Source organism: Parcubacteria group bacterium (assembly GCA_016181765.1).
GTDB lineage: Bacteria > Patescibacteriota > Patescibacteriia > UBA2169 > UBA2169 > CG10-46-32.
On record JACOYR010000004.1, the window covers coordinates 165,164 to 178,345 of the forward strand.

14 protein-coding genes and 1 tRNA gene are annotated in these 13,182 nt (G+C 53.6%); 1 reads left to right on the forward strand and 14 read right to left on the reverse strand.

Annotated features, from left to right (window positions below):
* Positions 1-77 precede the first annotated feature (77 nt).
* The 8 genes from HYT31_03320 to HYT31_03355 form a co-directional block, all read right to left on the reverse strand.
* Positions 78-764: a nucleotidyl transferase AbiEii/AbiGii toxin family protein gene (locus tag HYT31_03320; GenBank protein MBI2050813.1), complete on the reverse strand. Its 687-nt coding sequence runs from the start codon at positions 762-764 to the stop codon at positions 78-80.
* Positions 743-1,015: a hypothetical protein gene (locus HYT31_03325; protein MBI2050814.1), complete on the reverse strand. Its 273-nt coding sequence runs from the start codon at positions 1,013-1,015 to the stop codon at positions 743-745. The genes HYT31_03320 and HYT31_03325 overlap by 22 nt, the downstream gene beginning before the upstream one ends.
* A 78-nt stretch (positions 1,016-1,093) precedes the next feature.
* Positions 1,094-1,789, reverse strand: coding sequence for a nucleotidyl transferase AbiEii/AbiGii toxin family protein (locus HYT31_03330; GenBank protein ID MBI2050815.1), 696 nt, complete (start codon positions 1,787-1,789; stop codon positions 1,094-1,096).
* 3 nt (positions 1,790-1,792) lie between these two features.
* The gene (locus tag HYT31_03335) at positions 1,793-2,389 is read right to left on the reverse strand and encodes a type IV toxin-antitoxin system AbiEi family antitoxin domain-containing protein (GenBank protein ID MBI2050816.1); all 597 of its coding nucleotides are present in this window, start codon (positions 2,387-2,389) and stop codon (positions 1,793-1,795) included.
* Between the two features lie 98 nt (positions 2,390-2,487).
* Entirely contained in the window at positions 2,488-4,089 is a 1,602-nt protein-coding gene (locus tag HYT31_03340; protein ID MBI2050817.1) for an ATP-binding protein, read from the reverse strand.
* An 18-nt stretch (positions 4,090-4,107) separates the two neighbouring features.
* Positions 4,108-4,536 carry a DUF86 domain-containing protein gene (locus HYT31_03345; GenBank protein MBI2050818.1) on the reverse strand — a complete coding sequence of 143 codons (429 nt, stop codon included), beginning with the start codon at positions 4,534-4,536 and terminating at the stop codon, positions 4,108-4,110.
* Positions 4,533-4,943, reverse strand: a complete 411-nt coding sequence (locus HYT31_03350; GenBank protein ID MBI2050819.1) for a nucleotidyltransferase domain-containing protein — start codon at positions 4,941-4,943, stop codon at positions 4,533-4,535. The genes HYT31_03345 and HYT31_03350 overlap by 4 nt, the downstream gene beginning before the upstream one ends.
* 88 nt (positions 4,944-5,031) lie before the next feature.
* A complete protein-coding gene (locus HYT31_03355; GenBank protein MBI2050820.1) occupies positions 5,032-5,871 on the reverse strand; it encodes a hypothetical protein in 840 nt (279 codons plus the stop codon).
* Between the two features lie 240 nt (positions 5,872-6,111).
* On the opposite strand from HYT31_03355, the gene HYT31_03360 reads away from it, so the two are divergent.
* Positions 6,112-6,573 (forward strand): HIT domain-containing protein, encoded by a 462-nt coding sequence (locus HYT31_03360; GenBank protein MBI2050821.1) that lies wholly within the window; start codon positions 6,112-6,114, stop codon positions 6,571-6,573.
* Positions 6,574-6,761: 188 nt separating this feature from the next.
* On the opposite strand, the gene HYT31_03365 is transcribed toward HYT31_03360, so the two are convergent.
* The 6 genes from HYT31_03365 to HYT31_03390 form a co-directional block, all read right to left on the reverse strand.
* Positions 6,762-8,096, reverse strand: a complete 1,335-nt coding sequence (locus HYT31_03365; GenBank protein ID MBI2050822.1) for a hypothetical protein — start codon at positions 8,094-8,096, stop codon at positions 6,762-6,764.
* Between the two features lie 136 nt (positions 8,097-8,232).
* Positions 8,233-9,177, reverse strand: a complete 945-nt coding sequence (locus HYT31_03370) for a succinylglutamate desuccinylase/aspartoacylase family protein (protein MBI2050823.1) — start codon at positions 9,175-9,177, stop codon at positions 8,233-8,235.
* 265 nt (positions 9,178-9,442) lie between these two features.
* Positions 9,443-9,520: transfer RNA gene (locus HYT31_03375), tRNA-Trp, on the reverse strand.
* 585 nt (positions 9,521-10,105) lie between these two features.
* Positions 10,106-10,681 (reverse strand): peptide-methionine (S)-S-oxide reductase MsrA, encoded by a 576-nt coding sequence (gene msrA / locus HYT31_03380; GenBank protein MBI2050824.1) that lies wholly within the window; start codon positions 10,679-10,681, stop codon positions 10,106-10,108.
* Between the two features lie 36 nt (positions 10,682-10,717).
* Entirely contained in the window at positions 10,718-11,932 is a 1,215-nt protein-coding gene (gene serS, locus HYT31_03385; GenBank protein MBI2050825.1) for a serine--tRNA ligase, read from the reverse strand.
* A 1-nt stretch (position 11,933) separates the two neighbouring features.
* On the reverse strand, positions 11,934-13,181 hold the full coding sequence (locus HYT31_03390; GenBank protein MBI2050826.1) for a hypothetical protein: 1,248 nt from the start codon (positions 13,179-13,181) through the stop codon (positions 11,934-11,936).
* Between the last annotated feature and the right edge of the window lies 1 nt (position 13,182).

The following is a 13,182-nucleotide window of genomic DNA, read 5'->3' on the forward strand; positions in this document are numbered from 1 at the left end:
TTGGGCAAAATAAAACGCCCGCCTCCCCAGGTGAGAAGCGAGCGGCCTCGATAGATAGATAGAAGCATCCTCATCGGTCAAGCGAGCAATTGCGCGTCAAGGCGCCTGGCTTCCTTCTTGAAAAATGCCTTGATGGTTTTCCAGTTTGCATCAAAGTAGGTCTCTGGCATGGGGTCATTCTCCGCATCATCAAAGTACGCAAGGCTCTTGATGAAGTGCGGAACGTTGTGCTCCTGATCGGGATACTGGTTCGGGACGCGCTTGAGAACGCCAATGAGCGGCTCCCGATGCTTCGCGTACCAGTACAAATCAACAAAATCCCGCTTGCGGCCGCGCTGGGAAAGGGCAATGATTTTCATGACCGCAATGTCTTCCGGAACCAGCATGCGCACGTTGCCGCATGCGACGAGCCGAGGCGACGGGCGGAAAAAGGGATAGGCGATAAAACTCATTTTCACGCCTTTCAGCGTTCCGTAGAGCGTTCCGTTTTCCTGGTACGTAGTTTTCCACTGTTCAGTTGCGACAAGCGACCGCTCCAGCAAGGCTTTATTGAACTCGGCGTACGGGATGAAGAAATCAAGATCAACGGATTTCCGGTGCCCGACCTGCAGCGCGAGCGCGGTGCCGCCAGCGAGGTACCAGTCTGTGTTTTTGAGCAGCGGCAACTCGGCGAGGTACAAAAATGCCCGCCCGGTTGCGCGGGGGAGCGCATCAAGATGCAAATCATCGGGATTGGCTTTTTCTACCGAAAGACGAGCGACCATAGTGATCGTGATTTATCGTGAAGCACACGCGATTTTTTAACAACCTTACTGATTCGCCTTGGCGTGTAGTATCGCCGCATCCATTTGACTTCGTTTGTCCTGCCAAAATCCAAAATCCGCTCAATGATGTAGGTTGAGTGCTTCTTGGGATCAATCTTTTTGGGGTCAACGTCCCAGAACAAAGACTGCCTGAATGCGATGACCGGCTTTTGGCGTTTCGCCTTGCTGGTTTTCTTTTTTATAACCGGCATATACATTCAGTATAACACAAAATAGAGCTCTCTGCAAAGGTTTTCAAGGGAATGGCGCTGTGCTCCATCCTTAGGCTGTTACTTATCGCTCTCAAGACGCGCCTTTAGCAAAAAAATGGTTTCCGAGCGGAGTTTTGCCCGGGCCCAGTCTTTCTGGCTCTCAGTCAAAAATTCGCCGAGGCCGTCCAAGATGCTCCGATTGTTCATGCGCTCCAAGAGCTCAATGCACTTCTGCGCCGTTTCCGCGTACGGCATGCCTGCTCTCTTTTCCACGATCTTTCTGTTAATCGGCCAGTTGTTTTTTGCAAAAAAATACACGTCAAAAACATCCCGGCTCGTTTTGCCGAGGCGCTCGTACAAAGCCATGAGCTTATTGGCAAACATATCTTCGGCAACCTGCACCAGCATGGAGATGCCGAGCAGCGTTTTGAGTTCATAACGGGAACCGAATGTCCTGCGGTTGACCTCAATCTTTATGTTTTGGGCCCTGGCATCGTAGGAAAGAATGATGATTGCGCTGTAGCGCTTGAGCCGCGACTCCCGTATGTCGCCGTAGCCGCGGGCAATCGTTTCCAGTTTCTCAAATACTTCTTTTTCTTTGCGTTCGTCCAAGAGATCAAAATCAAGATCAACCGAATAACGGTTCAAATGGTAAAACAGGAGCGCCGCGGTTCCGCCTTTAAAGCCGAGGTGCGGGGCAATGGCTGTGTCAGTGTATATGTCCTTGAGCATCCGGAGCTGTATGTTTTTGTGTTTTGAATAATCAAATGCCATAGGTTATGCGGCGCTCTTGCAGTGTTTGAAATATTCGGCAACCTTCTTTGCCATGCTCTTGTTGTTGTAGATGGGCAAAATCTCAAAAACCCTATCCCAGTCCAAGGGATCCAAATGATCAAAGTGGTACTCTTTGCTTGCATACACCCGGTCTAAAAATGCCCTCTCTTTTTCGGCAATGGCGTAGCCTGCGGCATGGTCAATGCCGATGGTATTGGACAGCACATAATCTTTCATCCGTATGAATGCGATTTTTTGATCACCCACGCGTATCTCTCTTGAAACGTATGACGCGACAAAAATAGTATCGTAATACTGGAACGTAATGCCGACGCGAGCCAAAACAGTCTCAAAGCTGACATACGAGGGCGTGTAGATCCTTGTCGCCAGTTCAAATGCGTCATACTTTTTATCTTTGGCATACAAGCCGCGGCGCACCCTAACCAGTTTTCCTGCCGCAACGTATTTATTCAACCGCGCGCTGATGGCGCTCTCTTTTTCCTCGCCCCACAACAAAGCGGCATCTTTGGTGGAAAAGACGGTCCTGGGTGATCTTAACAAAATCCCCAAGTATTCCCCTTTTTTAGGTTTTTTATCCATTTTTGTACTGGAAATTACCTTAAAAGTAATTTACAGTTCATATAGTAACATAAATCAATATCAAAAGCAAGTGTGCCGCATCTAAAATTCAAGAAAAATCAAAACAAGGTTCCGGCTTTGGCCGACCCTCCTGCTTCGGCATGCGCCCAGGCCGCGAGGAAGCGGTTCAAAAATTCCTGGGACCCGTCCCGGTCTTCCAAAAACTGCGAGAGCACCAGGGCTACGGAAATGACGATGTGGTACTCCTCCATGCCGCGCTGTTTGGCTTTTGCCCAGGCCGGGTGCAGGGTGTTGACGGTAAGCACATCATCAATGATGCGGCCCAACGCCATGTCCGGAGCATCCACCATGTCCGCCAGCTCAATGGCAAGTCCGCTGGTCCTGGCGCGGATTTCGCGCTTTTTGGCTGCATCCGCAACGCCAAAAGGCGGCCTGCTTTTCCCTGCATCCTGGCCGGAAGCGCCGTGGCGGCCGCCTGCTTTTTCCTCTGAAGCGCCCGATTGTTCTTCCTCTCCTAGCACAGCTTTCTTGGACGCGGCTTGGGGCTTCTCTTTTCTGCCAAGCGTTTTTGCGCGCCCGGCGCCGATGAGGCCTTCCAACTCCGGGAAATCGCCAAGCAAGCCATCTAGCGCGCCGCTGATGACGCGCCGGAGCGGCCTGACCAGCTGTTCCGGAGACGCGGATGCGGACGGCGCGCGCTCCCCCAGGCGCTCCAGAATCAGCACCACTGCCTCTTGCACGGCCTTGCGGAATTTGTAGTATTTTTTTAAGGACCCGGAATCAGTCAAAAAATCATTCTTGTTGGTGGTAAGAATTTCCGACAGCCCGGGAATCTCCACGACCCCGGAAAGGCTGTCCGCGTGGCTGGGAATGATCCCCAGCCACTCCCAGCCGCCCTTGATGATTTTGCCGAACGTGGAAACGTACAGCCCGGCCGGCAGGGACGTGGCAATGATTTTTTTGCCCAAAAAATTCTCCAGCCAATTTCCCTGCATGTCGGTTTTGGCCAGAAACCCGATGCCGGCCGGACGCCGGGTTTTGCCAACGCTCACCTTGAACCAGTGCTGAAGCGCGTCCTGCCCGGACTCCGGCAGTTCAATCTTTTTTCCGTTGATAAAAAAATAAATAGGCTTTTTGTAGAAATAACGCAGGAACTCGGCGTGCATGGTCTGGTTCAGCAGAGGATAAAAATGCCTGATAACGGTGCGCCGCACAAAATCCGGCTTGAGAAGATGCGACTGGCTGTCGCTGAAATGCATGCTGACCGAAGTGCCGCGGGGTCCGGAAACAGCGCCCGAAAAAGACACGAATTTCCACGGCGCCCGGTACGCATTTGACAGGCGCCACTCGGTTGCGCACCGCGAACCATACCCGCCCTTGCTCTCGGTAACCACCCGCTCGGCCAAAAGCAAGGAGAGCTTTGCTCCCACGCCGGCGAATCCGATGCCCGCGCCCCGGCGCTTGGCCGTGGACGCGATATTGTGGTACTCCCGCAGAACAGAACGCTTCATGCCTTGGCCGTCGTCCGCGCACCGCAGAACTTTGCTGTCGGCGTCAACCGAAAAATGAATGGAGCTGGCCTTGCTGTCCAGCGCGTTTGCGATAAGCTCGGTTACAATAACCTCTTCCAGGGACGAAGCGTACGCGTCCCGGATATCCTCCAGAAGGTGTTTTAGATTGACGCGGGTTTCGTTGGGCATACGGCGCGCGGTCCCAATTCAAGAGAGGTGCGTAAGAATCTGCTTCTGAAATTCCTCCAGTTCCCCTATCCGGGTGGTGAGAATCTCGTACACCTTTTTCCGGTCAATCGTGCCGTACTCGTGCACCAGAATATTGCGCAGACCCACCATCTTCGTAAGCGCATCCGCCAGAGATTCAGAAATAATGCCCTGGCCGCGCAAAAGCGAGACAGCCTCGTAGTTGTCATCCGGGCGCTGTATGCCTTGGTCAATAATCACCAGATGCGCGCTGTCAATGATTGATTGCGCCGAGAGCTGGAGGTAGCGCTCCGCGTTTCCGAACAAATGAAAATCAGCAAGAAACTGCGCCTCGCTTTTTGCTTCTGACCGGAGCGTCTTGAGGTATGATATGTACTCCTTTAAACGTTCCAGTTTTTCAAAAATTTTCTGCCTGCCGAGCTTGGTCATACGGATTGCGCCAGGCGGGCGCGGTACTGCGCAAGCACCGGCTGGTAATCAAAGTACTCGTTGAGCGCCTTTAATTCAAAATCAATCCGCGCTTCCCGGGACCCCTCAAACGCCACAATACCCTCCCGCATTGCCACGTACCGCAAAAACGGCGCAGCCGTATTGAGCACCACCACGTCGGCCTCGCTCCCCAGGGAGCGGGTGAACTGCTCAAGAAGCTCCAGACGGATGTCAAAAAAACGCGCGCGGAACGCAGGGTCCAGGTACACGGCTAGGTCAACATCACTTCCTTTGCGGCTGCCGCCGGTTGCGGCAGAGCCGAACACATAGCCGAATAAAACGTCTTTTCGGGCGGCCAGCACCCGTGCCGCGGCATCGGTTATTGTTGCGATATCGCTCTGTTCCATAGGCTTTCATCATAACATATAAAATAAGCCCGCTCAAGGTTCTGAACGGGCTTTGTCAACGGGGAATAGAAATGTCACCTTTTGCGGGCTATGTGCGGCGCGGTTTCCAGGCCGGGAATGTTGTGCCGATTTGCTTGCCCCGCAGAATAGGCATAATCACCTCTTTGCCGGGGCGCGCGATATGCGCGGTGATGCCCGCTTTCTGCAGGCGGTCCGCAACCTTAAGTTTTGAACTCATGCCGGTCGGGCGGGCGGACGCATGGTCGCGCACCATACTCCAAACGGCTTTGGTAACGCGCGGGATAACCGGAATCGGGTCGCCCAGCGGCTTGCCCGAGGGACTCATTTCGCACACGCCGGGCACGTCCGTGAACAGAAACACGCGTTTGGCCTTCATTGCCCGGGCAACGCGGCACGCGAGCTGGTCATTGTCGCCTTTCTCGTTAATGTATGCCTTCATCTCCTCCGCGGAACGGGTATCGTCTTCGTTGATGATGGGCACGCCGCCGCACCTCGCGAACCGCTCCAAGAATGCAATGGACTCTGCGGCGGTTGACCCCCTTCCGAAATCCGCGTGCGTGCGCAACACCTGTCCCGCAAAAATTCCGCGCCTGGCGAATGCTTCAATCCATGCCTGCACAATGGTCGGCTGGCCGACAGATGCCGCCATTTGCTTGCGCCAAACCTCGCCTCCCGCAGGTACCAAGTGCGCCTCGGCGCGCATGCCCGCGAGTGTGGCGCCGGACGTGATAATAATCACCCGGTACCCGAGCGCGTGCGCGTGCGCGACCTCATCCACGATCCAGCCAATCACCTTGCGGCGCACGGTACCGGCCGGAAAAACCAGCGCATTGGAACCAATTTTGATTATGATGAGCTTGCGCATCACTTTTGCCTCCCTTGCGTATGAATGAACGATTCCGCACATACCAAAAAACCAGCCCGGAAGCTGGTTTGCAAGGTAGTGCGTGGGTTACGAAATACAAATTATGCCAACTTCCGGTCGGGTTGTTTCGGCTGCGGCGGGGTTGTGATAATCGTGTATTCCATAGGTGGTGGAAGTATAGCAGTAAAGAGGTTATGCTGCAAGTAGAAACCACATAATTAATTAGCCTTGCTTTTTTACATGGAAGCGGTACTCTATAATAGAATATACCTCAATACCTATATGCCTGACTGCATTTTTTGCGACATCGTGGCCGGACGAGCCCCAAGCCACACCATCTGGGAAGACGAAAAGCACCTCGCCTTCCTTTCCATTTACCCGAACACCGAAGGATTTTCCGTGGTTGTTACCAAAGAGCACTACCCAAGCTACGCGTTTGACCTGCCGGATGAGGTATTGGCAAATTTGGCGCTCGCCGCAAAACGCGTGGGCAAGCTGCTTGATGGGCGTTTGGATGGCGTTGGCAGGACCGGCATGATACTGGAAGGCTACGGCGTGGACCACGCGCACGCAAAGCTCTTTCCCATGCACGGCACGGCCAAGGAAACGGAATGGCAAAAACGCGCGTCAAGCGTGGACAAGTACTTTACGGAATACGAGGGGTACATTTCTTCGCATGACTACAAGCGGGCGGATGATGCTGCGCTCGCGGAGCTTGCAAAAAAAATCCGCGCGGAAACATAATGCTACGCCAGCCGCGGCACATCCAACAGGGCAACCGAAGTCAATCAAATGAAAAAGGAAAGCACGGGCGCACTCAAAAGAGCATGCCCGTGCTTGCATAAACAGCGCACTTTACTATACTACCTATCGCAGGGATGCGGATGCGTGAATGCCTAATCCCCAATTGGATTCACGCTCCCGCCCTGTTTTTAGGTTGCCTCCTGCCAAACGCACGCGCTCAAGTACGTGTCGCGCGCGCCGTGCACCAGAGAAGAACCGGGCCGCAGCATCACCTCGCACCCGGCCACTTCCCCTCCGTAAAGAAAGGCGCCATACTTGGTGTGGCCTTCTAGTTTCTGCGGAGACCCATCCGGCCCAAGCACCAACGCGGTTTCTTTGATGTTAAAGTACTCCTGCACCACTGTCCCCGCACTCTGCGGAGAACAGCAGAACTCGTCCCACTTTCTCTGCGAACACGAACGGCCGATCATAATGCCGCGCGCGCACGCGCCGGAGGGCGGCTTTAAGAGCCAGCCCTTGCGGTTCAAATCCTGAATGGAGACGGCTCCATCCGGAAAAGAAACCGTGCCGCCACGCTCCAGGATGCCGGTCTTCGGAATCGCCTCATCCAGAACGCGGTACGCGTCCTGACCGAGCCGATCCTTAAAAACCTCTCTGAACCCCGGCATACGCAGTGCCACAAACCAGAACTTACTGCCCAAGAAACGGCGCCCGGGAGGGCTCATCACCGCATACCGATGAGGGGCTCCCTCCACAAGCCGCTGGAACTGCGGATGCCCGAACTTCACCTGGCTGCGCAGAACGCAGTTAATGCCGGAAGAGTCGTCAGGAACGTCTCCGATCATGCGCGCCGCGACGCCGCGCCGATTGAGTTCCTTTTCCAAGACGTGAAAGTTGTGCCACTCTCCTGCGTAAGCGTCAATAAGGATGCCCACGCGCGCTGCACTCTCCGCGGACCCGTACCGCGCTTGCCATCCGCGAAAACACTGCAACACGGTTTCCGCGAACACGCCGCCAGCGTCAAAACCGTTGAAAAGCGAATTGCGCAACCGATACTGCCTATCCAGCAACAGGTAATCCCCAAGGCCCAACGGGCACGTGGTGTTGATGTCAATGACCCGGAACCCCTCCTGCGTCCGGATCATATCAAGCCGAATGAACGGGGATACCGGCGACATATACCCAGGATCGTTCAGCGCAACAGCGCGCTCACGCGCCGGCACCACCGCATCCGCAAGAACGGCGCATCGCGCATCGCCTCCGGAAAGCCCCTCCTGCACAAGTTCCAGCTGCACGCGGGTGAACTGATCCCATGCGAGCGCGAGATTCCGCAACTGCGCAACCTCTTGGGCTTCAAGCACAAAAGGCTCAAGCGTGGGCTGAATCAGCTCCTCAACGCATTCCCCTTCGGCCCACCTTTTGCGCCGAGGAGACGGAAAAAGGGTTGCCGACTGATCCTTGAGTGCGTTCCACCGCTCCATGCTGTGCCGGTACACATGCCCGGCGTCAAAGAGCTCCTGCATATCTGCCTGCGTAAGCACGGCGTACTCCTTTTCATAGTGTGGCAGGTTATGTCCTCATCGGGACTTAGCGATCCGCAGAACGTTTCTGTAGACCGCTTCGTCCCGACGAGAAGCAGGGACGAAACTACATACATTGTTAAAGAACGTCTTTTTGTTCACCTATGCTCCCCAACCTGCTCCCGGTGCGAACAAAATCACGAAACCGAACAGTGAGGAGTATTCCGGAAACTGGAGCGCGTACCGGCTCTTCTGCGAATGTCCGGATGTCAGCCACCGACCCAAGCACATCACCTTTGCGCACTTCATCAAAAACATTTTTAGAAGGGACAAAGATGCCGCCCCCGTCCGTATAGAGGTAGTGGGAGACAAACACCGGGATTTCCTTTTGAGGAACATCGCTCAAGGAAACATCGGACATGCCGTACGAGGAGAGGAGCCGGAAAAGAGAGTTGGCAATCCGGGAGATTGTTTCCGAAGAAATGGTCAGGTGGCGCTCCATCTCAAGCGCAATTGCGGGAACGCCCTCCTGAACCAGCGCGAGATCCAATGCTCCGGAAAAATGTTTGTCCGCATCTCGCTCCATATCAATCTGCCAGATACACTCCGGAGCAATTACCCGCAAAGCCTTTGAACATATCTGTTCCATCTCGCCGCCTGTTTTTACCAGAATGCCCAAGAATGGGCACTGCCGTGAAAAGGTGTGTAAATCCACAACCAAATCAGCCTTTCTCGCCTCTCCAAACACGGCAGAGGCAATGCGTTTCCCTAAATCTTTTTGGGAAGACCCGGGAAACGAGCGGTTCAAATTATCCCCATCAAGCGGCTCTTGCCGCGAGTCAAAAAGAAGACCTAAGGGATTTGCGGTAGAGATAATGACAACTGTGCCCTTTTTGAGGGGGTATTTTTTAAGAAGCGCCAACAGCTCCTTGAGCACAAAGAGCGGCGTTATCTCGTTCCCGTGTTGATTGGCAATAAAGACAATCCGAGGGCCAGGCACGCCCGAAGAAACCTCAATGAGCGGGAGAGATAAGTCAACGACCCCCAAAGAGCCGATAGTGAGTTGTTTTGACTGTATTTTCATATAAAATAAACACAAAACAAGTCCATCCGCCAGATGGACTTGTTATCATGTTTTACCTTACGTGTTTAGCGTTTTTATGGTGTGTAAACGCTAGTGTTAGACAAAAATAGAAAACAACCTTCCGGCGGAGGGGTTTGTACGGTGCCAATAACGATATGCCGAAAAGGTATTCATAATGATTCAAGTATAGCTGAAAGAAAAAAGTTGTCAAGTGAATGAGAAAAAATTCGGCCATGATCGCTTATCGCAACCATGGCCGATATGATGGCAGGGAGGGAAGGATTTGAACCTTCATCCTCTGGCTTTGGAGGCCAGCGCTCTAGCCTTTTTGAGCTACCTCCCTATTCCTACGCTACTCCTGGTGCCTATGCGGGGACTGTTTTGGAACGGACAGTGCCGTTCGTGGATGCTCACTGACTGACTTAGAGCACGCATTCTGGAGAGCCACTGAATGACGTGCTCCACACGCGGAACACTCTCTCACGGTATGTGAGTTGCCCCATCCGGCCCGTACTACAACTAATTCCATTTGATGTGTAGAGTGCGCCATCGCAGCCCCCTTCCCAAGTGAAAGAACAAACAAAAATCCCGTCCCCGAAGCACAACAAATAATTGCGCATCAAGGGCGGGATTCTTTAATCTCGCGGTACCACCTTGGTTGCTGAACCGATTTTTGACGGATTTATTCAATGTGCAGGGATTGATGGAGGCGCAAAAATGTGAATATTGGCCCTCAAAACCTGCAAAAAAATCCGTCAGTAAAACGGATTCAAGCCACTTTACCGACTCTGGCTCCACCTCATCGGTGGACGACATCAGCTAGGATAAGGTTACGGATCCTGCCGGGTTCGCACTATCGCACGAACCTCCTCACTCTGCCCAACCCCCAGCTCGCGCCAGGGACAGAGATCAACGGATTTTAGAATTGTTAATGTAACCCCAGTATAGCACGCCTGCGGAATTTGTCAAGAGGTCGCAAAAATTTTGCAAACTTCTCCCGCAGCTTCGCGACTTTGGGGTTGATGATGGCCTGGCAGTATGCCTGGTCCGGATTTTTTTTGAAGTAGTCGTGATGATAATCCTCTGCCTCGTAAAACTCACCGAGTGGCTCAACTTCGGTGATGACCGGGCTCTCAAACGTCTTGGCATCCTCAAGCTCGCGGATGAAGCGTTCAATCTCCTGGCGCTGGTCGTCCCGAGTGTACAGGATGATGGAGCGGTACTGGGTTCCCGCGTCATTCCCTTGCCGATTTAAGGTGGTCGGGTCATGCACACCGAAAAATATGGACAATAAATCCTGGAACTTTATTTGGTTTGGGTCGTATTCCACGCGGATCACTTCCGCGTGGCCAGTTGAGCCACTGCAAACTTGATCATAGGTTGGGTTTTTGACGGTGCCGCCCGCGTATCCTGGGGTGACTGACGTAACGCCGCGGAGCATCTGGAATGTTGCCTCGGTGCACCAGAAGCATCCCCCGCCTAAGATGATAGTTTGTGTTTGCATAGAGTGCTTTTTGAACGAGGGATTGTCAAGGTGCTGCTACTGGATTTTCTTCTGGCCTGCCATATAGTCCCGCAGGACTTTTGGGATTTCAATGGACCCGTCTTTTTGCTGGTAATTTTCCATGATCGCAATCATGGTGCGCCCCAGGGCGCATACCGTGTTGTTGAGGGTATGGACGAATTTTGGCGTGCCGCCGTCTTTGTACTTGATGTTGAGGCGGCGGGCCTGAAAATCCGTATCATTGCTGCAAGATGCGAGCTCACGGTACGCATTCTGGCCCGGAAACCAGCCCTCTATATCGTACTTCTTGGCGTTCGGCGCGCCAATGTCGCCGGAGCACATGTTGAGCACGTGGTACGGAATCTTTAGTGATTGCCAGAACTCTTCCGAGATGGCGAGCAGGTCCTCGTGCATGTCCCATGACTGGCCTTCTTTACAGAATACGAACATCTCCACTTTATCAAACTGGTGGCCGCGGATAATGCCAGTTGTGTCCTTGCCATAGGTGCCGGCCTCGCGGCGGAAGCAGGAGGAGAAGCCGAAGTACTTAAGCGGCCCTTCAGAAAGGTCAATGACTTCGTCCGCGTGGTACGAGGCAAGCGGCACCTCGGCCGTGCCGATGAGGTACAAATCATCCTCGTCCGCGTTGACCTTGTAGATTTCATTCTTGTCCGCCGGGAAAAATCCGGTGCCGAACATGGCGGCCTCGCGCACGAGCATGGGGGGCAGTATGGGCGTGAATCCTTTGGCCCGCATGAAGTGAGCGCTGTACTGGATAAGCGCAAACTCAAGCATGACCAGATCGTTTTTCAAGTACCAGAACCGGGCGCCGGACACTTTGGACGCTCCCAATTCCGCGTGGTCGCGCACTTTAAAATCAAACGTTGGTTTTTCGCCCCATGTTTTGACTTCCTGGTTGCCGGTTTCATCTGTGCCGACTGGAACAGACTCGTGCGTGATGTTCGGAAGCTGGATCAAGAGCTCGCGCAATGATGATTCAACAGGTGCGAGCTTCTGCTCCAAAATTTTCACGGCATCGCCGAGCGCCTTTAACTTCTTGATTTCTCCGGGCGAGGGTTTTGACTTGGAGCCTGCTTTGAGCGCGGCGCGCTTCTCGTCAATCTCGGTGATAATGCTGCGCCGCTCGGCGTCCAATTTCAAAATTTCATCCACTGATGCGGCGCATTTGCGGATTTTGTTGTTTGCTTTGACTTTGTCCGGGTGCTCCCGGATAAATTGCATGTCCAGCATACTATATATTTGAAACCAGCTCTGTTTCTTTTGCGCCGCGCTTTTTGGCTTCAATCTTGCCTTTGGTCTTGGGGCTTATGACGAGCCGGGTTGGAATGCCGATTAAATCCGCATCTGCGAACTTTTCCGCGTTGGACGCTTCACGCCTATCATCCCATAACACTTCTTTTCCGCCCGCGGCCAGCGACTCGTACACTTTTTCGGACTGCTGGTATACTGCATCATCATCGCCCAAGCTAACCAGGTGATAAGCAAAAGGCGCAACTTCCTCGGGCCAGATGATGCCATGCTCGTCATGGTGCACTTCCACGATCGCGCCCATTAAACGGGAGATGCCGATGCCATAGCAGCCGATGATGACCTCTTTTGATTTCCCGCTTTCATCCGTAAACTTGAGGCCGAAATCTTTGGAAAACTTGGTTCCCAAATCAAAGATATTTCCGACTTCAATAGTCTTGAGCTCTTTGACGGGTGTGCCGCAGTCAGGGCACGCCACCCCCCCTTTCTTCCCCCCCTTACCAAGGGGGGGATTGAGGGGTGGTAGATTTGCGATTTCCTTATTTTGCGCAAACCCGCAATCGCACGCAAAAATCACATCTTCCCCGTTCTCGGTTGCAACCTGGAACTCGTGCGAGTACTCTTTGGTGAATGACCCGCCCGATGCCTCGGTGATGATCGCGTCCAAGCCGCAGCGCTTGAAAACTTTTGCGTACGCGCCTTTCGCCTTTTCGTAGTATAGCTTGAGATCTTCGGCAGACGCGTGGAAGCTGTACAAATCTTTCATCAAAAATTCGCGGCCGCGCAGCAACCCGGCTTTGGCGCGCAGCTCATCCCTGAACTTGGTCTGAATCTGGTACCAGGCCCGCGGCAAATCGCGGTAGGAATTAATGTGCTTTTTGGCCAAAGGCACAATCACCTCTTCGTGGGTCGGGCCCAGGGCGTACTCGGATCCCGCGCGCGAGGGAACTTTGAACAGCACGTCCATGCTGTCCCATCGCCCGGTCTTCTGCCAGTTCTCTTTGGGGTGCAGGGCGGGCAGGGAAACTTCCTGCCCGTTGATTGCATCCATCTCCTCGCGCACAATAGCGCTGATATTTTCCAGAACCCGGACGCCTAATGGCAGGTATGAATACACGCCCGCCATCAACTGGTCAACAAACCCGGCGCGCACTAAAAAATTGTGGTTTGCGCTCTGCGCGCTCCCCTCGCCGGTTTTGCTTGTTTTGCTGAAGAGAAGCGACTGCCGCATA